This is a genomic window from Chryseobacterium sp. KBW03, assembly GCF_003852415.1.
GTDB lineage: Bacteria > Bacteroidota > Bacteroidia > Flavobacteriales > Weeksellaceae > Chryseobacterium > Chryseobacterium viscerum.
Genome location: NZ_QAJO01000008.1, coordinates 54,423 through 73,519, shown reverse-complemented (window position 1 = coordinate 73,519; position 19,097 = coordinate 54,423). Strand labels below are relative to the sequence as shown.

Sequence of the window (19,097 nt, the reverse complement as noted above, 5' to 3'; positions counted from 1 at the left end):
AAACTTAACTAATAAAAAACAATTATGGCATCAGTAAACGTTTATTTAACATTTAATGGGAATTGCAGAGAAGCATTCGATTTCTATAAGTCGGTTTTTGGCGGAGAATATCCTTACATCGGAACATTTGGGGAAATGCCTCCAATGGAAGGGAAAGAAGCTTCTGCAGAAGATAAAGACAGAATCATGCACGTTTCTCTTCCTATTTCTAAGGAAACAATATTAATGGGAAGTGATACAGGTGGAGAATGGGCTTCTAACTTCAAAGAAGGAAACAATTTTTCTATTTCTGTGAACGCAGAATCTAAAGACGAAGCAGACAAATTATTCGGTGGTCTTTCTGCTGGCGGACAGATAACTATGCCAATGGCAGATACTTTCTGGGGAGCTTACTTTGGAATGTTTACTGATAAGTTCGGGATCAACTGGATGGTAAATTATGATGATCCTGCTAAAATGCAGCAACATCCGTAAATTTATTTTTGTATTCAAAATATTGAAAAACCGACAGATATCTGTCGGTTTTTTTAGTATGTTTTGTAAGCTGTTTGTAGGAAATAGCTTCTTAGTTCTTTTTAATGACTTTATAGCTTGCTGATTCTGTTGTGATGAGATAAATTCCGTCGGGCAGTTCAGTGATGTTAAACTTATTTTCACCTTTTACCGCTTCTGTAGCTTTCATCAGTTTTCCAGACTGATCATATAAAGAGACTTTATCATTTTTCTTCAGATCCATATGGAAGACTCCTGAAGTTGGATTAGGATAAATATTCACTTTGTCTTTGATCGTGTTTTCTGAGGTTCCCAGCATTGAAACTTTTGTCCATGTAAACGCATCGAGACACATATAGAGGTATCCTCCGGTGGATTGCAGCTGGATTTCATCAATAGTTGTATTGCTGTTATTCTGATTATTCAGGGTAGCAAGATCAATCAGAGTAAACCCGTTGTTGATGCCTGTTGTTCCCGCTGTTGCATTGAATGTTGTATTAAAGCCAGATGTTTTTGTGGTGGTGAACTTTGTAACTCCTGCTAATTTTCCTGTAATGATCAGCGTTCCTGATGAGGTAGTCTGGTTTAAAGCAGTATTGCTTAAGAATACCCAAAACTTAGACACAGTGAATGAAGAACTGCTTTTAACACTGAAGGAAGGAGCATTGATATTGGTTGTTCCTGTATTGTCGATATAGACATTGTCATTAGTTGTTCCGTTCCATCCGGTGCCCGGATAATTGCTTTGAATTCTAAAAGTTCCGGCTTGTGAAACAATATTGAATGTATATCCATTGCTGGTAAAACTTGTACTACCGCCAGGTGAAGTTTCAAAAGTTACAGTGGTTATCTGTGCATTGATCGCTGCAATATTGCTTAGGATAACAAAAATTGCAAAAAAGATATTTTTTTTCATGATACAGATTTTTTAGTGTTTACAGAAGACAATAAGCTTCCGGTACTGTTTGTATTCTCACGAGGTTTTCCTATAAAGGATACCACAAAGAAACAGTGAAATACAAAGCGATAACAGCGTATTAAATGCCAAATTGAAAAATGCGTAGAAATACGCGATTTTATTATTTGGTATTGTTATAATTTTGAAAAATGGATATTATGTTAATTAAAATGAATTTATTTCACAGTATGGTTAGTTTTTTTTCATAACTTGTAATGTGCACTTACAGTAATTTTATTCTAAACCTATTATATAATTTAAAACAAGAAAAACTATGGAACTACCTAAACATGCAGTATCATTAGATGATGCTAAAACATGGATTGCAAATTGGCAAAATACAAAAGTGATTGACGGAATGTCTATACGGGCTCACCTTATCCCTGCAAAAGACGTTCATGATATTTTCATTAAAGACAAAGGATTTGAAAAATATCGGGGCTATAATGCAATTACCAATAAAGGAGAATTTAAATTTCTGATGGTGGGGGTAGATGCAGATGATAATGATATTGTAGATTATGATAAAGGATATTATGTGTATGATATGACGACCCCTTGTCCAAGTGTATGTTCCGTTGTGAAATGGTTGAATCTGTAATCTGAAAAACTAGAGATCATTGGATCATTGGATTGAAATATTGTCATTAATTGGAAAAGGCATTCTGCTGATTAATCTGGCAGTATATTGCATAGGCTTTTCCGGTTCTGGAAAAGCCTATGCATTTTTCATCGGCTATTTGGCCTTGATATTACTATGTGAAATTGTTTTCTATGTAATGAATTATCAGAAGATTAATAATCTGTTTTTCTCTCATTATTATCTGATAGGTCAGTTTTTGTTACTGGGGTTGTTCTTTCATGAAATTTTAACGGAAAAATATCAGAAGAAAACGGCACGTACTCTTTTAATTATCATTCCTATTGTTCTCGTTATACAGTATATCATATATCCGGAAAAATATTATGTTTTTAATCTATTCGAAATTTTTGTCACTTCTTATTCTATTATAATTCTGGCATTATTTCATTTATATAATATACTGGATACAAACAAGAAATACAATTATATAAGTCTGGGACTTTTACTGTATCTGATAAGCAGTACCGTTATATTTTTGTCCGGAAATCTGTATACGGTGATGAATAGGAAACTGCATAAAGAAATATGGGTATTCAATGTTGTTATGTTTATTGTGTACCAGATTTTTATTCTGACAGAATATCTTTCTTCCCGTAGAAAAAATGTGTAATTACTGTTATGATTTTACAAGATGAATGAGAATACAATTATTTCCACTATCGTTTATACCTTTCTGGCATTTACCTTATTGGCTGTTACCCTGATCATATTTTATTATTTTTCAAATAAGAAAATAACAAGAAATCTTATTCAGAAAAAAGAGCTGGAGGTTAGATACGAGAAAGATCTTACCCACGCTATTATAAGTGCTCAGGAAAAAGAAAAGCTGCGGATCGCTCAGGATCTGCATGATGACATCAGCTCAAAACTAAGCGTGGTTTCTTTACATATCCATCTCCTGGATTTTGATAATATGGCCAGAGAAGAATACAACGATCAGAAAAATAAAATCATACATCTGGTCAATAAAACTGCCGAAAGCGCCAGACAAATCTCTCATGATCTGCTTCCTCCCATTTTAGAAAAATTTGGACTGCATGCTGCAATAGATGCATTGTGCTCAGAAATTAACCTATCCAAAACCTTACAGGTTACTTATTCTAACAGTCTATATTTTGCAAAAGCAGAAGATGAAAAAAATTTACATATCTTTAGAATACTTCAGGAGCTCATTAACAATTCTATAAAACACGGTGAAAGTACTCATATTGACATAGAATTTTTGGGGAGAGACGGAAAGAATACCTGTATTTATAAAGATGATGGTAAAGGATTTAATCTTGATGAAAATACTTTGAAAGGAGGATTAGGGTTGCGCAATATCAGAAGCAGGGTAGAACTTATCAATGGAACACTGAACATTGAAAGTGAAAACACTAAAGGAATTACTGTTGAATTTACATTTTAAATATTTATAAGATGGAAAAGGATATGATTCGTGTAATAACTGTAGATGATGAAGCGCTGTTTCGTCAGGGAATTTCATTATTGATACAGCGAGAGAAAGATATTGAGCTGGTAAGCGATTTCAGCAATGGGAAAGAGCTGCTTGATGCACTTATAACGCTGGAAGAACTGCCGGATATCATTCTGATGGATCTCAATATGCCGGAAATTAACGGAGTAGAAGCGACCAAACAAATCCATATCAAATATCCTCAGATCAAGATTATTGCATTGACGAGCTATAATACCAAAGCATTTATTGTCAATATGATACAGTCGGGAGCCTGTTCCTTTCTTAAAAAAAACTCAAGTCCCGCAGAATTACTCACTGCAATCCGGGAAGTATATAGTAAAGGTTTTTTCTATAATAATGACGTAATGGAAGCATTACATCAAAACCTTACAGAACCTAAAAAGAAAGTTTCCAGTATTTTTGATGCCAATCACATTTCCAAAAGAGAAAAAGAGGTATTGGAATTAATCTGTAAACAATACAGCACTTCTGAAATCGCAGATCAACTTTTTTTAAGCTCCAGAACCGTTGAAGGGCATCGCAACAGTCTTCTGCTGAAAACCGGGGCCAAAAATACGGCAGGTTTAGTGGTGTATGCCATAGAGAGTAAGATTGCAGATATGAACTACTTAAAAGACAGGTTCGAATAAGTATTCTTAGAACTGTTTTCATTAACAAATTAAATAAAATTTATATTTTCTGATGACATGAGTTTTTGTTTTTATAAGCAGATGCAGATGATTTGTTTATGAAAAAATAATAATTTTATACCCTTAAAAAGTAACACTCAGAAAATACAAAAGAATGAAATTTACAATTGAAAACATTAAAGCAGAACACCAAAAAGTAAAAAGCGGAGCCGATTTCCCCCAATATATCCAAGCTATAAAGGCGTTGGGTGTTTCTCACTACAAAGCATATGTCTCGGAAGGAAATACCCAATACTTCAATGCCGAAAAGCAATCTGTGCAGACCGGAAACAAGTATGATTCTCTCACCATTTCCGATACCTTAAACCTTGAAAATTTTAAAGTAAGGCTGAAGCTTCACCAACGGGGAGGAACAGATTACATGACTTTTTGTAAAGATTGTGCAGAAAACGGAATCAACGGCTGGACAATGGATCTCCATGCGATGACCTGTACTTATTTTGACCAGAATGAAAATGATATTCTGGCAGAACAGGTTCCTGGATAATACTTTATAGATAATAGTTGTCAGCCATTTCATCAGAATCTCTTTAAATCACAGTATAAAATATTGTTTGCTATTATTGATTTAAATTATTAATTTTGTTAAAAACGATAGATAATAATAATTATTAAGCATGAGAAAGGTTTTTACGAAGTTGGCATTCACGGTATTAAGTTTAGGATCAATATTGACATATGCTCAAAAAAATGATATGGGAGCATGGTATATGTATTTTGGAAATAACAAGATCAGCAAGAAGCTGAACTGGCACAATGAGATTCAGTACCGTAATTTCGACGCAGTAGGAGACCTGGAACAATTGCTGATCCGTACAGGGATTGGATATGATCTTACAGAAAATAACAATAATGTTTTACTAGGATATGGTTTCATTCTGAGCCAGCCCTATGTAAATGGTGAGAAAAAAGAAAATATTGAACACAGAATTTTCCAGCAGTTTATAACCAAGCAGAAATTCGGACGTTTTAATCTTCAGCACCGTTACCGTTTGGAAGAACGTTTTCTGGAAGATGATTTCAGGATGAGATTCCGTTATATGATTGGAGTGAATATTCCGATTACCCAAAAGGAAATGCTGCCAAAAACCTTGTATGCTTCGGTATATAATGAGATCTTTCTTCACTTTAATAGTCCGGTTTTCGATAGAAACAGAGTCTATGGAGCTTTAGGATATGTCATCAATAAAAACATGAGGATTGAAGCAGGTTATATGAATCAGATTCAGGAAAACAGGAACCGGGGGCAGATTCAGATTGGTTTTTATAACAATATTCCGTTTACTAAAAACTAATATTGATCGGTATCGCTGAATGCTCTGATGAAATCATTATTTAAAAAATAAAATAATAAACACAAATAAATAAACACTTATGCATTCAGGAAAAAGGTTTGGAGCTTATGAGTTCATTAGCTGGACCAGAAGAAGTATTTACGCACTGATTGTACTATCAGCTATTCCTACAGTCCTGTACTTTTTAGGCTGGACATTTCTCTCTGTTCCCTGGCAGCCGATTGCGATCATGGGAACCGCAGTAGCGTTCATTGTAGGATTTAAAAACAATGCCAGTTACAGCAGGCTCTGGGAAGCAAGACAGATTTATGGAGCTATCATTAACGACAGCCGCAGTTTTGGATATATTCTCAGAGATGCGCTGATTTCAAAAGATTCCGCTAAAGTAAAAGAGATGTTTCTTCGTCATTATGCATGGCTTACAGCGCTGAGATTTCAGCTTCGCGAGCCAAGAGCATGGGAAAACATGGGGACAGCCCAGTTCGATGAATATTCCAAAAAATATGACATTCCGGAGAGACTTTCCAAACTGGATGAGGAATTAAAAAATTATCTTTCAGAACCTGAAGTCCAGTATATTTTAAGCAAAAAGAACAGAGCAACACAATTGATGGCCAGCCAAAGTAAAGCATTGTCTGAAGCCTATGAAAAAGGAGAGTTGAACGATTTTCAATGGACACAGATCAATCAGCAATTGGTAAAGTTTACCGATAGTCAGGGAAAAGCAGAAAGAATTAAAAACTTTCCTTATCCCAGAAATTTTTCTTCCATTACCACTTATCTTTTGCTGTTATTTATTGTCTTTGTGCCTTTTGGATTGCTGAAAGAATTTGATAAATTAGGAGAAGGAACCATCGTGGAAGGATGGGCAATATGGTTTAATATTCCGTTTTCTTTACTGGTAACATGGTGTTTTCATACCCTGGACAGTGTAGGAGAAGCTTCTGTCAATCCATTTGAAGGAAGTCCCAATGATGTTCCCATCACTCAGATCAGCCGTACCATTGAAATTGATATGAGAGATATGCTGGATGAATCTGACCTTCCGCCGGCCATTACTCCGAAGAATAATATTGTACTTTAACCCCTTCAGTTTTATATTCTTATAAAACTAAAAGAGTTGGACTTAGAATATAAAGGAAACCTTATAGGTTTGGATAATACATTAAGTTATATCCGGAAATAAAAATAACACTTAAAAAAAACTGACTCAAAATGATTCACAGCTATGTTATAATATCCATTGCAGTACTGCTGTCTGTGATGATATTGGTAATGATCGGGCAAAAATTAAAAGTCGCTTACCCGATTTTCCTTGTGATTGCGGGATTATTGATAAGCTTTATACCGGGGATGCCCCGTATTGAAATAGAACCGGACCTTGTTTTCCTTATTTTCCTGCCGCCTATTTTGTTTGAAGCGGCTTGGTTCACCTCATGGCAGGACTTTCATAAATGGAGAAAGCAGATTTTTTCAATGGCTTTTGGATTGGTATTTTTAACCTCAATAGTCGTGGCTTATCTTTCGTCCTCTATCATTCCTGGCCTTACAATAGCCATGGGATTCCTGTTGGGAGGGGTCAATTCCCCGCCGGATGCGGTAGCGGCTACTTCGGTACTGAAGCATATGAAAATCCCTAAAAAGATCACCAGTATTCTGGAAGGGGAGAGTCTGATTAATGATGCATCCAGTTTGATTGTATTCAAATTTGCTCTGGCAGCAGTTATTTCAGGACAGTTTATCTGGAGAGATGCTGTTCAGGATTTCTTTACCATGGCAATTGGAGGAATCGCAGTAGGGGTGGCTGTCGGTTTTCTGTTTGGAGCATTATTGAGGATCATTCCTACTAACTCCAATATAGATACGATCATCACACTTATTGTACCTTATATCATGTATGTAGGAGCGGAGCATTTTCATTTTTCCGGAGTGCTTTCAGTAGTTACCGGAGGATTGCTGATGTCATACAATTCGCATTGTTATCTAAGCCATACCTCAAGGATTCAGTCCGGAAATGTGTGGAGTGTCCTGATATTCCTGATGAATACGATCATCTTTATCCTGATTGGTCTTGAACTTCCTATCGTAGTCGAAGGAATGAAAGAATACACCATTTCAGAAGGTATTTTCTACAGTGTGGTTATTGGGGGAGCTATTATCGGGACAAGAATTCTATACAGTTATGCACTGATGTATTTCCCAAGAGTATGCTCCAAAGAATTAAGACTCAAAGTTCCCAAACCGGATTGGCGGGAGCCGTTTATCATCAGTTTCGCAGCGATGAGAGGGGTGGTTTCATTGGCAGCAGCATTGTCGATACCCGCTTTTTTACCAAACGGAGAAGCATTTCCCCACCGGAATATTATTTTATTTGTAACTTTCGTTATCATATTGATTACTCTGGTAGGACAAGGATTATTGCTGAGTCCGATCCTGAAATTATTGAATATCCAGGATTCCGGAAGTGAACTGCCGGAAGAAAAACAGGAAGTAATTCTTATGCGTAAGTTGAAAGAAACAGCATTGCATAAACTGGATAATGATTTTTCTGAGCTGGCCGTAACAAACAGTCTGGTACGTCATCAGAAACATAAACTGGAAAACGAAATGATGCTGATGGCAGACAAAGCCCAATGTATGGCTTCCACAGGAGATTATGTAACGGCGATTAATGAAAATAAAGATGTCTTGCGCCAGGTTATTCAGGCACAGAGAAACGAATTGCACAGAATGAAAAGAGAAAAGATATTTGATGATCATGTGATGAGAGCGATTGAAATGCAGCTGGATTTTGATGAAGCGAAGATCACCGGCTTTTCACATGGGTAATTAAAAAGAAAACCGCAAAAGTCACAAAAGAATTTAGTCTAAAATGAACAGGCACTTGTAAAAAGTTTACAAAATGAAAATCTTAGGATTTTCAGAACTTAAGTGTACTTCTCGCTAGTAGAAACTTAAACTTTAAACAACTTAAGTGTTTAAAAAAAATGTGACTTTTGTAGTTAAATATTTCAACCAAAATATTGTAAAATTAAACATATTAAATCCATAATATGAACACACCAATCACTGTTCAGTACACAATAAATGCTCCGGCTGAAAAAGTATGGAAAGCATTAACCGATAAAAATGAAATGAAATCCTGGTATTTTGATATCCAGGATTTTGACTTAGAAATAGGGAAGCAATTCAATTTCTACGAACCTGGCGGGGAAAATAAATACCATCATCAAGGTGAAATTTTAGAAATAATACCCAATCAGAAGCTAAAACATACATGGTCATATCCTGATTCTTCACCTTTGAAAACAGTGGTCACCTGGGAATTACAATCTGAAGATGGACAGACTGTGATAACGCTGACCCATGAGGGAATTGAAAACTTCATAGATTTAGGCGACGGATTTTCAAGAGAAAACTTTACACAAGGCTGGAAAGCTATCGTAGGACAAAGTTTAAAAATATATCTGGAAAACTAAATCATGATTACATTACTGCCTTTTACAATTGAAGATGTACCGTTGCTTATTTCAAAGATAACCGATGAAAGAATGCTTCTTCAGTTTGCCGGACCTGCCTACCAATTTCCGCTTACAGAACAACAGCTGGAAACCGATTTGTCTGATAAAAACAGAACCTTATTTAAAATTACAGACCAGACCGGAAATACAATGGGGCATGCTCAGATTTTTTTGAAAGAAAAGACATTCCTTTTGGGAAGAATTCTGATCTGGGATGAAAACAACAGGGGAAAAGGGTATGGCAAAAAAGTAATGCAGGAGCTTCTGAAATACGGTTTCAGTCATTTTGATAAAGAAACTGCAGAACTTAACGTTTACGACTGGAATACCGGAGCTATTGAATGTTACAGGAAAGTTGGTTTTGCATTCGATCCTAACGTTAAAAGCGAAGCAAAGATTGATCAAGAAACATGGATTTCCCTGAATATGAAAATTCATAAAAATACTTTTGAATTAAAGGAATTATGACACAGTTTACGGCACTTCGTCCTATTCTCTGGACAGAAAATCTTGATGAGACCATAGCATTTTATATGAATATCCTTGGTTTTACCCTTATGGATAGAAATGACGACTGGCAATGGGCTTCTCTTCGTAAAGATGAGGTACTTATTATGCTTTCTCAGCCTAACCGGCATGAAAATCCTGCTTCAATTGGCTTTTCAGGATCATTTTATTTTAACGTAAATGACGTGGATGACCTTTGGGAAGACCTTAAAACAAAAGCCAAAGTCTGTTATGAGATTGAGACTTTTGAATGGGGAATGAGAGAATTTGCAGTCTATGACAACAACGGATATAGATTACAATTTGGACAGGCTGTAGATAATCTTGGCAATACGGAATAAAATTTGCTATTTTTGGGGAAATATTTAGAAAATCAATGAAAAAAAATATAATAGCAGGTTTCGCAGCGATTTTATTATTGGCATCTTGTAATAAGGATAAAGAGATTCTTAATACATTAAATACCTATAATCTTTCTATGGAGGCGAAAGGATACCATTTCGGAGATAAGTTTGAGCTTCCGAAAGAGGTGACAGAAAATGCAGAAAGCGTAACGATCAGTTTCGGGGATAAAGAAACAACGGATTTGACTATTGATCCGAAATTTTTTACACTGGGTGATAATGCCGTTACATTCAATATCAAAACAAAAGGGGGGGAGGTCCTGAACCAGGATGCTACCATCAATGTATTTGCAAAAAATCCTGAAAAAAATATCGCATATCAGATTGTAGCAGAATATCCTCATGATCCTAAAAACTTTGTACAGGGATTCCAGATCGAAGGAAATACCATCTATGAAAGTGACGGGCAAAACGGATCTTCTCAGATTTTAAAATATACGTTGGGAACAACCACTCCGCTTGCTTCTACCAAACAGGCTCAGGAAGACTTTTCTGAAGGAAGTACCATCGTAGGAGATAAAGTATATCAATTGACATGGCAGAGTAAAAAAGGATATATCTATGATAAAAGTTCTTTAAAGCTGTTGTCAGAATTTGCTTATCCCAATGTATTGGGAGAAGGTTGGGGATTGACGTATGACGGAAAAAGCCTTATCGCTTCTGACGGGAGTAAACTATTGTATTTCCTCGATGTAAATAACCCTTCAAAACTGATCAAATATATCGCTGTTGCAGGAAGTTCTCAGGCATATGACCAATTGAATGAACTAGAATTCCACAACGGATTTATCTATGCGAATGTATGGCAGAAACCTATTGTTTTAAAGATCAACCCAGCCAATGGAGAAGTCGTTGGAACGTTTGACTTTACAGAAATTGCAAAACAGAATACCAAAGGAAGTGATGATGTATTGAACGGAATTACCTTCAAAGGAGATAATATGCTGGTAACAGGGAAAAACTGGCCAAAGATCTATGAAGTTCAGATCAAATAAGACCTTCATGGATTAATGAAAAATATAGTAGCGCTCTATGGGGCGCTATTTTCCTTTTTAAGGATTAAAATTTTAGTATTTTTGATAAATGATTAACAATTTTATTAAACGAAATATTACTGTTGGTTTTGCAGCAGTTCTTTTGCTTGCATCATGTAGTAACAACGAAAAAATGCTTGATTCTCTGGCAGATTATAATAACTCAAAAGAGAAAAAAGGCTATCATTTCGGAGATAAAATTGAATTGCCGAAAGAAATTACAGAAAATACAGAAAGCATAGCGGTCAGCTTCAGAGATAAAGAAACAACGGACTTAGCGATTGATCCGAAGTTTTTCACTTTGGGAGATAACAATGTCATCTTTATCATCAAAACAAAAGGAGGTGAAGTGCTGAATCAGGATGCTACCATCAATGTATTTTCAAAAATCCCCGAACAGAATATTCCCTACAAAATAGTAGCTGACTATCCTCATAATCCGAAGAATTTTATTGAAGGTTTTGTGGTAGAAGGAAATACAGTGTATGAAAGCGATGGGATGAACAATGCCTCGCAGCTTATAAAATATACTTTAGGATCAACTGCTCCTGCGATTGTTGCAAAGCAGCCTGCCAAGATTTTTTCTGAAGGTTGTGCCATTGTTGGCGATAAAATATATCAGCTCACTTACCAGAATAAAATTGGATTTATTTACGATAAAAATACGTTGAAAAAGATATCCGAATTTCCTTTACCCAACATCATCGGAGAAGGATGGGGGCTTACGTATGACGGGAAAAACCTGATCGCTACAGATGGTTCCAAAAATCTTTACTTTCTGGATGTAAACAATCCGTCAAAAGTAGTAAGGACGGTTTGTGTCGCAGGAAATACCACAATTTATGATCAACTGAATGAGCTGGAATACCACAATGGTTTTATCTATTCCAATGTTTGGCATAAACCCGTTGTTTTAAAGATTAATCCAGCAACCGGAGAAGTTGTAGGGAAGTTTGATTTTACCCAATTGACAAAGGAGAATAATGGAGGTGACAGTGAACATGTTTTAAATGGAATTGCATTTAAAGGGGACAATATGCTGGTGACGGGTAAAAACTGGTCAAAAATTTATGAAGTTGCTTTTAAGTAACCTTCAATATATCAAAAGGTTTACATTGGGTAGAGTGTTCTTTTTTCATCGGCAAGATGGTCTCGATTTTGATTACTAGTAAAGAAAATTTTATTAAGTTTTACCCTCTTTTGGATGAAATTATTTTTCAGTATATTCAACACATTAAAAAAACAGAGTGAAGTTTTTAAACATACTATTTTTTTTCCTTTTCTGTACGGTTTCGGCGCAGAATGTTATTTCTTTGGATACTTTGAAATTGAAGGAAGCCAAAGATATGCTTGCCGATGACTACGGAAGTCTGTATATCTATAAAAACAAAGATTTTAGTTTTACCAAATATGATTCTTTAGGAAAGCAGATTGGCAAAATGATGTTTACTGTTCCCTACAAAGTGCAGTCGGTACAAAATCCTCTGAATGTGCCTTTATTTTCTGAAAATGCACAGGATATGAAATTCGTAGACCAGAATATGAATGAAATTCAAAAGCTGGATTTTAAGCAGAAATTTGGTTTTATAAGAATGGCTTATGCAGAAGATCAGCAGCAGTTGTGGCTTCTGGATGACAGTACAAAACGGCTGATACAGTATAATTTCCGAAACGATACAACGATCAATTCATACCCTTTTGACATTAGTTTTGAGGATCTGACGGATATGCTGGTTTATGAAAATAAAGTCTATATTTTAACGAGAAAACACATCAGGATTTATAGCCTGAAATTTGAAAAACTTTTCGAAGCTCCTTTAGATAACGGGAAAAGATTTAGAAGAGAGAATGATGCCATTCTGGTCATTGCGAATAATTTCATTTCACAATATGTTCCTGAAAAAGGAATGGTAACCGTTTTTGAAGATCAGGATGCGCAAATTGTGGATAAAAACATCCTTTCTTATTTTGAAATCAAAGGGAACAAACTCTATCTTTACAGCCTTGAAAAAGTAAAGAAAGCCAAACAGCAAAAACAGCTGGATGCTCAGCCGGAAACTCTACAGCCCTCTACAGAAAAACCCGTAGAAAAAACTGAAGAAAAACCCAATGAGAATACAGTAGAGAAACCTTCAGACAATACCCTACAGAAATTGATTGAAGATGTTTCCGAAGTTCAGTCTGTAGAAGTAGAAAAGCTTATTAATCAGTAAATACAAGGAAAAAGAATATGCATATTGCAGTTACCGGAAACATCGGAGCAGGAAAAACAACTTTGACGACGATGCTTTCTAAGCATTACGGATGGGATGCACAATTTGAAGACGTAGATCACAATCCTTATCTGGAAGACTTTTATTCGGATATGAGCAAGTGGAGTTTTGCCCTGCAGGTATATTTCCTGGGAAGCAGATTCCGTCAGGTGAAGGAGATCAGAGAAAGTGGTAAGAATATCATTCAGGACCGTACCATTTATGAAGATGCCCATATTTTTGCAGAAAACTTAAATGATATGAATCTTCTTTCGGACAGAGATTTCAACAATTACTCGTCCGTTTTTGATTTGATGAAGTCTTTTGTATCGGCTCCGGATCTGCTTATCTATTTGAAATCAGATGTTCCCAATCTGGTAAAAAAAATCTACAAAAGAGGTCGTGAGTACGAAGCATCTATCAGTATTGAATACCTTTCAAAGCTGAACCAGAAATATGAAAAATGGATCTCCAATTATACAGAAGGAAAGCTTCTGATTGTTGAAGTAGATGATCTTGATTTTGTTGAAAAACCGGAAGATTTCGGGCTGATTCTGGAGAAAATTGAAACAGAACTTCACGGGCTGTTTTAACATATTTTTATCAGAACATTAAGACATACTCAATTTAATTCTTTTTAAATTTGTTTACAACAAGTTTAACTTTTTGAATAATTATATCATGGTAGTTAAAGTTTTACATAACGGGAACTGTTCAAAGTCAAATGCCGTACTGGAGTATCTTGACGAAAACGGAGTACCTTTTGAGATCATTAATATTGTTGAGGATCCGTTAAGTATTCTTGAGATAAGAACTGTACTGAAAAAACTGAATCAGAGTGTTTTTCATATCATTCGTAAAACGGACAAGATGTATGTTGAAAATTACGCAGATAAAAACTATTCTGAAGAAGAATGGATCAGGATTCTTTCTGAAAATCCATCTTTGATCCAAAGGCCGATTCTGGTAAAAGGCTCAGTGGCGATGCTGGGAAGGCCTATTGAAAATGTGAAATTCTTTATTGAGAAATAAAATAGCAAAAAAAATCCGTTCTATAAAAGAGCGGATTTTTTTATTTTATGGAGCTTTCTTTTCACTTTGGGTTCCCATGATAGCATTATATAAAGCTTCCAGCTCTTTTGGAGGGTAGCCGGAGTCGAAACTTCCAGACGTATAATCCGTTCCATTGGAAGTAATAATAATGGTAGCTGCCAATGCACGGTCAGAATGTCTTCCTGTAGTTGGTGATGGGAGATCTGCTATTTTGGATAAGGAAATACTTTCTGCCAGCTTGGAGATGTTTTTCCATTCTGAAGGAGCAGTCTTAGAATTGTCTATCACTTCGTTTGTATTCACCATTTTTGAAGCTGATGTAAGAACAATGCTTTTGCTAAATCCTCTTGTTCTCTCCGTTAACTGGATCTTTTCAATTCTTTGTTTCTGGACTTCAGAGGTAATATTAGCTTCGTTATTTCCTCTATTGTTTTGATGCATACAGCTGGTGGAAGATATTCCTAAAATAACATTAAATAGGATCAATTGGATGTTCATGCTGTTCTTGTTTATTTTTTATACAATAAAAAACCGTTTCATTACTATGAAACGGTCTGTGTTTTTATAATAGAATAACGCCTTCTATTTTTGCAACTTCCTGATAAATCGTTACAACCTGATTCGCATCCAAAACAAATGCATTAATGTTACAGGCAGTATATTTTCCATTTTTACTTTCACGGTTTCCTAATGTGAATCTGATACCATCAAAAACCTTATAAATTTCAGTAAGTTTTGACTGGTCTGTAGGAATAATAAATTTAAATAAATAATCTTCCGGAAAATCATGATGATCTTCCAGTTTCTCCTTCAAAGACTTATAAAAATCTTCAGGATTTGCGTGTTGATTTCCTTGTAATATGTCCATCTCCAATTGTTAATATAATATAAATATAACGAAATTTCTCTTATTTTCCAAATGGTCCTAGCAGAGATTTGGAGTTCTGGTGCTCATAATCTTCAATAATATTGAATAATCCATTGACCAGTTGTTCAGAAGCCAGCTGGCTCAATCCACCTGAGTTCACTGTATTTTTATTTCCTCCTAAAAGACCGCTCAGAAAATTACTTCCCGATAATGCTGAATTGATTGTTTTTACAATTCCATATTCATTCAGTTTCTCATCTACTTTGGGAGCAATAGCAGAAATAAGCTGCTGGGAGGTCTTTTCCTTCAGAATCTGTGTAGCAGTGGTTCCCTGCATAATTCTTGTTACATCCTGAGCGTTCAGGCTGTTTACAGCATCTTGTAAAATAGGTTTTGAGGTGTTTACTGTATAAGCTGCTGCCTGTGCAATATAATCTCTTTCTTTGGCTACCAGCGACGGAGCTACTTTTTCCAGCATGGAGTTGATATCTCTCAGCTCTTTTGGAAGCGCTTTGTCTACCATATTATTCTGAAGAAAGGCCTCTTTGTTCCCGTAGATTCCCATTCCTTTATCAATACCATTGAGCAGGATTCTTTTAATAATAGAAAGCCCCATATCCGATGTGGCCAGTGATGTACAAGATTGTACAGTGGTGGTAATGACAGCACCAGTCCCGATTAAAAGAGCGGCTGCAATGATATATTTTCTCATTGATCTTTTTATTGTTTATTTCCTAAATGCTTTTCTCAAAAACTGCACCAAAGGTAATTACTATTCTCTATTTAACAAAATATTAAATTCAAGTGCTTGTTTGGTGAATTTTTGTGTTAAAAATGTTAATTTGATATTAATAATATGATATTTAATTCATAATTATTTTGAATATAAAATTATAAAACTTGATGGGTTGTCGGGTTTTATCTAATAAAAGCTGATAATTTTTAAATGTTTAAGATAAATTAACATTGTAGGATATTTTTTATATTTTTGGCTAATGTCTTTTTTTGAGATTTTAAATAACTCCACTATTTAAGACAGGTACAAATTTGAATTTATTTGAATAAAATTGAAACTATATGAAACAAAGTAATTTAAAGTACTCATGTCTCATTGCCGTTCTGTACTTTGGTATGAATGTCAATGCACAGACTACTCCAAAAGATACGACTGCCAAAGAGCAGAAGATCGAGGAAGTAGTTTTGATCGGATATGGGTCTCAGAAAAAAGAAAACGTGACGGGAAGTATCGGAATGATTTCAGCAAAAGATCTTGCCGATAAACCGAACGCTAACCCAATAAGCTCAATACAAGGTAAATTATCCGGGGTACAGATTCTAAATTCCGGTACGCCTGGAAGCTCACCAAGAGTAGATATCAGGGGAGTAGGTTCCCTTACTGGTAAAACAGTATTCATTGTTGACGGAATGATCACGGATGATATTTCTTTCCTTGGTTCTCAGGATATTGAATCCATGAGTGTACTGAAAGATCCTTCCAGTTTAGCAATCTTCGGAGCTAGAGCGGCCAACGGAGCGGTAATCATTAAGACAAAAACAGGAAGAGGAAAACCAATATTCAATTTCAATTCTTATTTAGGAATTAAGAAGGTTACCAATGTTCCTAAGATGGTTAATTCAGACCAATACATTCAGCTTTATAATGAGAAGCTGATGAATGATAATGGAAATCTTAACGGAGCTCTTTCCAGAGCAAATTTTCCGGCAGACACAGACTGGTTCAACGAGATTTTCAGAACAAGTATCATTAATTCTAATGATTTTTCTGCTTCCGGAAGCTTAGGAAAGCTTAATTATTATGCGAGTATAGGGAATCTACAGGATGAAGGTAATATTGCTGCAGGACAAGGGATTAATTCAGGATCAGGATTTAATAGACTTAATACAAAATTAAACCTTAGTTATAAGATTACTGATAACTTAACCATCGGGAATAACTTCACGTTCTCCAAAATGCGTACTGATCAGGCAAAGAATCCTTTATTGAATGCTTATAACGCTCCTCCTATTTTCTCTGTGATGAATCCGAACGACGGCGGATATCAGTTCTTTAATGGATATTCTATCCCTAACCCAAGAGCTATACTAGACCTATACCGTTCTCAGAACAGACAGGAAAGATTATTGAACAATGTATGGGCTGAATATAAATTCTTACAGGACTTTACTTTAAGAATAAGCTATACAACAGATAATTATAATACAAACCTTTACGAGTATACACCTACATTTAATTATGTTCCTGTTTCTGATCAGAAGCCTAATAAACTTATTACAAGAGATTCAAGAAATAGAAATTATATTTGGGATAATACATTAAGCTGGAAAAAATCATTAGGAGATCATAACCTTGAAATTCTTGCTGGTTTCTCCAGAACAAGGAATTCCTATTCTCAAACTTATTTAGAAGCACTTAACGTTAATTATGACGGAACGAATGCTTCCATGAATATTTTCAACGGGACCAATATCATTATGATTGATAAGGATGTAGAAGGATATGATGTAGTTCCTTATCAGGATAGAATTGAGTCTATGTTTGGCAGAGTGAACTATGATTATAAAGGGAAATATCTGGTAAACGGATCTGTTCGTAGGGATGGTACTTCAAAATATTCATCAGGAGACAGACACAGAGTATTCCCTGCGGTAAGTGCTGGATGGGTAATTTCCAAGGAGAACTTTATGAGCAATCAGAATGTATTCAGCCTTTTGAAGTTAAGAGCAAGCTGGGGAAAATTGGGTAATCCCGATGTAACGAGAGCTTATACTTTAAGAACTACAATTCTTAAAGAAGGTGCTTATTATGGAAATTCCGGAGCTCCTGCACAGACCATTGACAGAGTGATTGACCCAAACATAGGCTGGGAAACTACAACAGGTAGAGATATTGGTTTAGAAATGGGATTATTCAATAACAAATTGAAAATTGATGCAACCTATTTTGATAAAGACACTAAGGATGTAGTATATGGTGTTACACAAGGAACCGTTTCGGGAGCAAGTAACTGGAAAAACTTTGTTACTAATGCCTATTCATTTAATAACAGAGGTTTTGAAGTTGCCGTAAATTATGATACGAAAATTTCTGATAAAGTAAAATTAGGAGTATATGGTAACCTTACTACTCTTAAAAATAAAATTACATCCGTATACCAAGGCTCATACCTTGAAACAGGAGCTAGTTTATTCGGAAACTCTATTGTGAGACTACAAAACGGACAGCCTGTAGGAGCATATTATGGATATGAGGTAGCAGGTGTGTTCCAATCTGATGCAGAAGCAGCTGCTTCTGGTCAAACCGGAGCAAAAGCAGGATGGCTTAAATTTGCTGATATAGATGGAAACGGAGTTATTGACACCAGAGATAAAACATTCTTAGGAAGCCCTATTCCGAAAGGAACTTATGGATTTGGAGTTAATTTAAATGTTTATGACTTTGATATTGCCGTTGACTTCCAGGGAGTATTTGGTAACAAGATTTATAACTATAACCGTGAACAACGTTATGGAAATGAAAACTGGGATCTTGATTTCTACAACAACAGATGGAATGGTGCAGGGACTTCCAATGCATATCCAATGACTACCAATAATCAGTCTGTTATTCTGCCAAGCAGTTTCTTCGTAGAAGATGGAAGCTATTTCAGAATCAGAAATATTACAGTAGGGTATAATTTACCGAAAGACTTTGCAAAATCTTTATTACTTACCAAATTCAGACTGTATCTAAGTGCTCAGAACCCTTGGACAAGCTTTAAATACCATGGATTCTCTCCAGAGATTATGAATACAGACAGAGTGCAAATGGGGGTTGATAATAATATTTATCCAATTTCAGCCATTTATACAATCGGTATGAACTTAACATTTTAATTAGAAG

General features: G+C 35.5%; 22 protein-coding genes. 18 read left to right on the top strand and 4 right to left on the bottom strand.

Annotated elements, in window-relative coordinates:
• Window positions 1–24: 24 nt before the first annotated feature.
• Complete coding sequence (locus DBR39_RS17630) at window positions 25–474, top strand: VOC family protein (RefSeq protein ID WP_103235231.1); 450 nt, start codon at window positions 25–27, stop codon at window positions 472–474.
• A gap of 91 nt (window positions 475–565) precedes the next feature.
• Here DBR39_RS17630 and DBR39_RS17625 read toward each other — a convergent pair whose 3' ends face one another.
• Window positions 566–1,408, bottom strand: a complete 843-nt coding sequence (locus DBR39_RS17625; protein WP_124535298.1) for a T9SS type A sorting domain-containing protein — start codon at window positions 1,406–1,408, stop codon at window positions 566–568.
• 316 nt (window positions 1,409–1,724) lie between these two features.
• On the opposite strand from DBR39_RS17625, the gene DBR39_RS17620 reads away from it, so the two are divergent.
• The 16 genes from DBR39_RS17620 (at window position 1,725) to DBR39_RS17545 (ending at window position 14,307) form a co-directional block, all read left to right on the top strand.
• On the top strand, window positions 1,725–2,051 hold the full coding sequence (locus DBR39_RS17620) for a hypothetical protein (RefSeq protein WP_124535296.1): 327 nt from the start codon (window positions 1,725–1,727) through the stop codon (window positions 2,049–2,051).
• A gap of 19 nt (window positions 2,052–2,070) precedes the next feature.
• On the top strand, window positions 2,071–2,703 hold the full coding sequence (locus tag DBR39_RS17615; RefSeq protein ID WP_124535294.1) for a hypothetical protein: 633 nt from the start codon (window positions 2,071–2,073) through the stop codon (window positions 2,701–2,703).
• Window positions 2,704–2,724: 21 nt separating this feature from the next.
• Window positions 2,725–3,501 (top strand): sensor histidine kinase, encoded by a 777-nt coding sequence (locus DBR39_RS17610; protein WP_124535292.1) that lies wholly within the window; start codon window positions 2,725–2,727, stop codon window positions 3,499–3,501.
• Between the two features lie 11 nt (window positions 3,502–3,512).
• Window positions 3,513–4,202, top strand: a complete 690-nt coding sequence (locus DBR39_RS17605; protein ID WP_124535290.1) for a response regulator transcription factor — start codon at window positions 3,513–3,515, stop codon at window positions 4,200–4,202.
• 154 nt (window positions 4,203–4,356) lie between these two features.
• Window positions 4,357–4,749 carry a DUF1398 domain-containing protein gene (locus DBR39_RS17600; protein WP_124535288.1) on the top strand — a complete coding sequence of 131 codons (393 nt, stop codon included), beginning with the start codon at window positions 4,357–4,359 and terminating at the stop codon, window positions 4,747–4,749.
• Window positions 4,750–4,879: 130 nt separating this feature from the next.
• Window positions 4,880–5,557 (top strand): DUF2490 domain-containing protein, encoded by a 678-nt coding sequence (locus DBR39_RS17595; RefSeq protein WP_124535285.1) that lies wholly within the window; start codon window positions 4,880–4,882, stop codon window positions 5,555–5,557.
• A 79-nt stretch (window positions 5,558–5,636) separates the two neighbouring features.
• Window positions 5,637–6,641: a bestrophin family protein gene (locus tag DBR39_RS17590; protein WP_124535283.1), complete on the top strand. Its 1,005-nt coding sequence runs from the start codon at window positions 5,637–5,639 to the stop codon at window positions 6,639–6,641.
• A 131-nt stretch (window positions 6,642–6,772) separates the two neighbouring features.
• On the top strand, window positions 6,773–8,386 hold the full coding sequence (locus DBR39_RS17585) for a Na+/H+ antiporter (RefSeq protein ID WP_124535281.1): 1,614 nt from the start codon (window positions 6,773–6,775) through the stop codon (window positions 8,384–8,386).
• 224 nt (window positions 8,387–8,610) lie between these two features.
• The gene (locus DBR39_RS17580) at window positions 8,611–9,036 is read left to right on the top strand and encodes an SRPBCC family protein (protein WP_124535279.1); all 426 of its coding nucleotides are present in this window, start codon (window positions 8,611–8,613) and stop codon (window positions 9,034–9,036) included.
• Window positions 9,037–9,039: 3 nt separating this feature from the next.
• On the top strand, window positions 9,040–9,546 hold the full coding sequence (locus DBR39_RS17575; protein ID WP_124535277.1) for a GNAT family N-acetyltransferase: 507 nt from the start codon (window positions 9,040–9,042) through the stop codon (window positions 9,544–9,546).
• A complete protein-coding gene (locus DBR39_RS17570; protein ID WP_124535275.1) occupies window positions 9,543–9,926 on the top strand; it encodes a VOC family protein in 384 nt (127 codons plus the stop codon). The genes DBR39_RS17575 and DBR39_RS17570 overlap by 4 nt, the downstream gene beginning before the upstream one ends.
• A gap of 35 nt (window positions 9,927–9,961) precedes the next feature.
• Window positions 9,962–10,984: a glutaminyl-peptide cyclotransferase gene (locus DBR39_RS17565; RefSeq protein WP_124535273.1), complete on the top strand. Its 1,023-nt coding sequence runs from the start codon at window positions 9,962–9,964 to the stop codon at window positions 10,982–10,984.
• Window positions 10,985–11,087: 103 nt separating this feature from the next.
• Window positions 11,088–12,113 (top strand): glutaminyl-peptide cyclotransferase, encoded by a 1,026-nt coding sequence (locus DBR39_RS17560; protein ID WP_124535452.1) that lies wholly within the window; start codon window positions 11,088–11,090, stop codon window positions 12,111–12,113.
• Window positions 12,114–12,270: 157 nt separating this feature from the next.
• Window positions 12,271–13,236 (top strand): hypothetical protein, encoded by a 966-nt coding sequence (locus DBR39_RS17555; RefSeq protein ID WP_124535271.1) that lies wholly within the window; start codon window positions 12,271–12,273, stop codon window positions 13,234–13,236.
• Between the two features lie 17 nt (window positions 13,237–13,253).
• The gene (locus DBR39_RS17550; RefSeq protein ID WP_103235575.1) at window positions 13,254–13,868 is read left to right on the top strand and encodes a deoxynucleoside kinase; all 615 of its coding nucleotides are present in this window, start codon (window positions 13,254–13,256) and stop codon (window positions 13,866–13,868) included.
• Window positions 13,869–13,956: 88 nt separating this feature from the next.
• Window positions 13,957–14,307 carry an ArsC/Spx/MgsR family protein gene (locus DBR39_RS17545; protein WP_124535269.1) on the top strand — a complete coding sequence of 117 codons (351 nt, stop codon included), beginning with the start codon at window positions 13,957–13,959 and terminating at the stop codon, window positions 14,305–14,307.
• 45 nt (window positions 14,308–14,352) lie between these two features.
• Here the strand turns inward: DBR39_RS17545 and DBR39_RS17540 are convergent, their stop codons facing one another.
• From DBR39_RS17540 to DBR39_RS17530, 3 genes are all read right to left on the bottom strand, one after another.
• Window positions 14,353–14,826: a hypothetical protein gene (locus DBR39_RS17540; RefSeq protein WP_124535267.1), complete on the bottom strand. Its 474-nt coding sequence runs from the start codon at window positions 14,824–14,826 to the stop codon at window positions 14,353–14,355.
• A 64-nt stretch (window positions 14,827–14,890) separates the two neighbouring features.
• On the bottom strand, window positions 14,891–15,196 hold the full coding sequence (locus tag DBR39_RS17535; protein ID WP_103233488.1) for a DUF493 family protein: 306 nt from the start codon (window positions 15,194–15,196) through the stop codon (window positions 14,891–14,893).
• Window positions 15,197–15,236: 40 nt separating this feature from the next.
• Window positions 15,237–15,908 (bottom strand): DUF4197 family protein, encoded by a 672-nt coding sequence (locus tag DBR39_RS17530; RefSeq protein ID WP_124535265.1) that lies wholly within the window; start codon window positions 15,906–15,908, stop codon window positions 15,237–15,239.
• Between the two features lie 365 nt (window positions 15,909–16,273).
• On the opposite strand from DBR39_RS17530, the gene DBR39_RS17525 reads away from it, so the two are divergent.
• A complete protein-coding gene (locus DBR39_RS17525; RefSeq protein ID WP_124535263.1) occupies window positions 16,274–19,090 on the top strand; it encodes a SusC/RagA family TonB-linked outer membrane protein in 2,817 nt (938 codons plus the stop codon).
• The last annotated feature ends 7 nt before the right edge of the window (window positions 19,091–19,097 follow it).

Excerpts from the sequence above, each read along its gene's own strand:
- DBR39_RS17630 (WP_103235231.1), top strand. The coding sequence starts at position 25 with ATGGCATCAGTAAACGTTTATTTAACATTTAATGGGAATTGCAGAGAA.
- DBR39_RS17625 (WP_124535298.1), bottom strand. The coding sequence starts at position 1,408 with ATGAAAAAAAATATCTTTTTTGCAATTTTTGTTATCCTAAGCAATATT.
- DBR39_RS17620 (WP_124535296.1), top strand. The coding sequence starts at position 1,725 with ATGGAACTACCTAAACATGCAGTATCATTAGATGATGCTAAAACATGG.
- DBR39_RS17610 (WP_124535292.1), top strand. The coding sequence starts at position 2,725 with ATGAATGAGAATACAATTATTTCCACTATCGTTTATACCTTTCTGGCA.
- DBR39_RS17605 (WP_124535290.1), top strand. The coding sequence starts at position 3,513 with ATGGAAAAGGATATGATTCGTGTAATAACTGTAGATGATGAAGCGCTG.
- DBR39_RS17600 (WP_124535288.1), top strand. The coding sequence starts at position 4,357 with ATGAAATTTACAATTGAAAACATTAAAGCAGAACACCAAAAAGTAAAA.
- DBR39_RS17595 (WP_124535285.1), top strand. The coding sequence starts at position 4,880 with ATGAGAAAGGTTTTTACGAAGTTGGCATTCACGGTATTAAGTTTAGGA.
- DBR39_RS17590 (WP_124535283.1), top strand. The coding sequence starts at position 5,637 with ATGCATTCAGGAAAAAGGTTTGGAGCTTATGAGTTCATTAGCTGGACC.
- DBR39_RS17585 (WP_124535281.1), top strand. The coding sequence starts at position 6,773 with ATGATTCACAGCTATGTTATAATATCCATTGCAGTACTGCTGTCTGTG.
- DBR39_RS17580 (WP_124535279.1), top strand. The coding sequence starts at position 8,611 with ATGAACACACCAATCACTGTTCAGTACACAATAAATGCTCCGGCTGAA.
- DBR39_RS17575 (WP_124535277.1), top strand. The coding sequence starts at position 9,040 with ATGATTACATTACTGCCTTTTACAATTGAAGATGTACCGTTGCTTATT.
- DBR39_RS17570 (WP_124535275.1), top strand. The coding sequence starts at position 9,543 with ATGACACAGTTTACGGCACTTCGTCCTATTCTCTGGACAGAAAATCTT.
- DBR39_RS17565 (WP_124535273.1), top strand. The coding sequence starts at position 9,962 with ATGAAAAAAAATATAATAGCAGGTTTCGCAGCGATTTTATTATTGGCA.
- DBR39_RS17550 (WP_103235575.1), top strand. The coding sequence starts at position 13,254 with ATGCATATTGCAGTTACCGGAAACATCGGAGCAGGAAAAACAACTTTG.
- DBR39_RS17545 (WP_124535269.1), top strand. The coding sequence starts at position 13,957 with ATGGTAGTTAAAGTTTTACATAACGGGAACTGTTCAAAGTCAAATGCC.
- DBR39_RS17540 (WP_124535267.1), bottom strand. The coding sequence starts at position 14,826 with ATGAACATCCAATTGATCCTATTTAATGTTATTTTAGGAATATCTTCC.
- DBR39_RS17535 (WP_103233488.1), bottom strand. The coding sequence starts at position 15,196 with ATGGACATATTACAAGGAAATCAACACGCAAATCCTGAAGATTTTTAT.
- DBR39_RS17530 (WP_124535265.1), bottom strand. The coding sequence starts at position 15,908 with ATGAGAAAATATATCATTGCAGCCGCTCTTTTAATCGGGACTGGTGCT.
- DBR39_RS17525 (WP_124535263.1), top strand. The coding sequence starts at position 16,274 with ATGAAACAAAGTAATTTAAAGTACTCATGTCTCATTGCCGTTCTGTAC.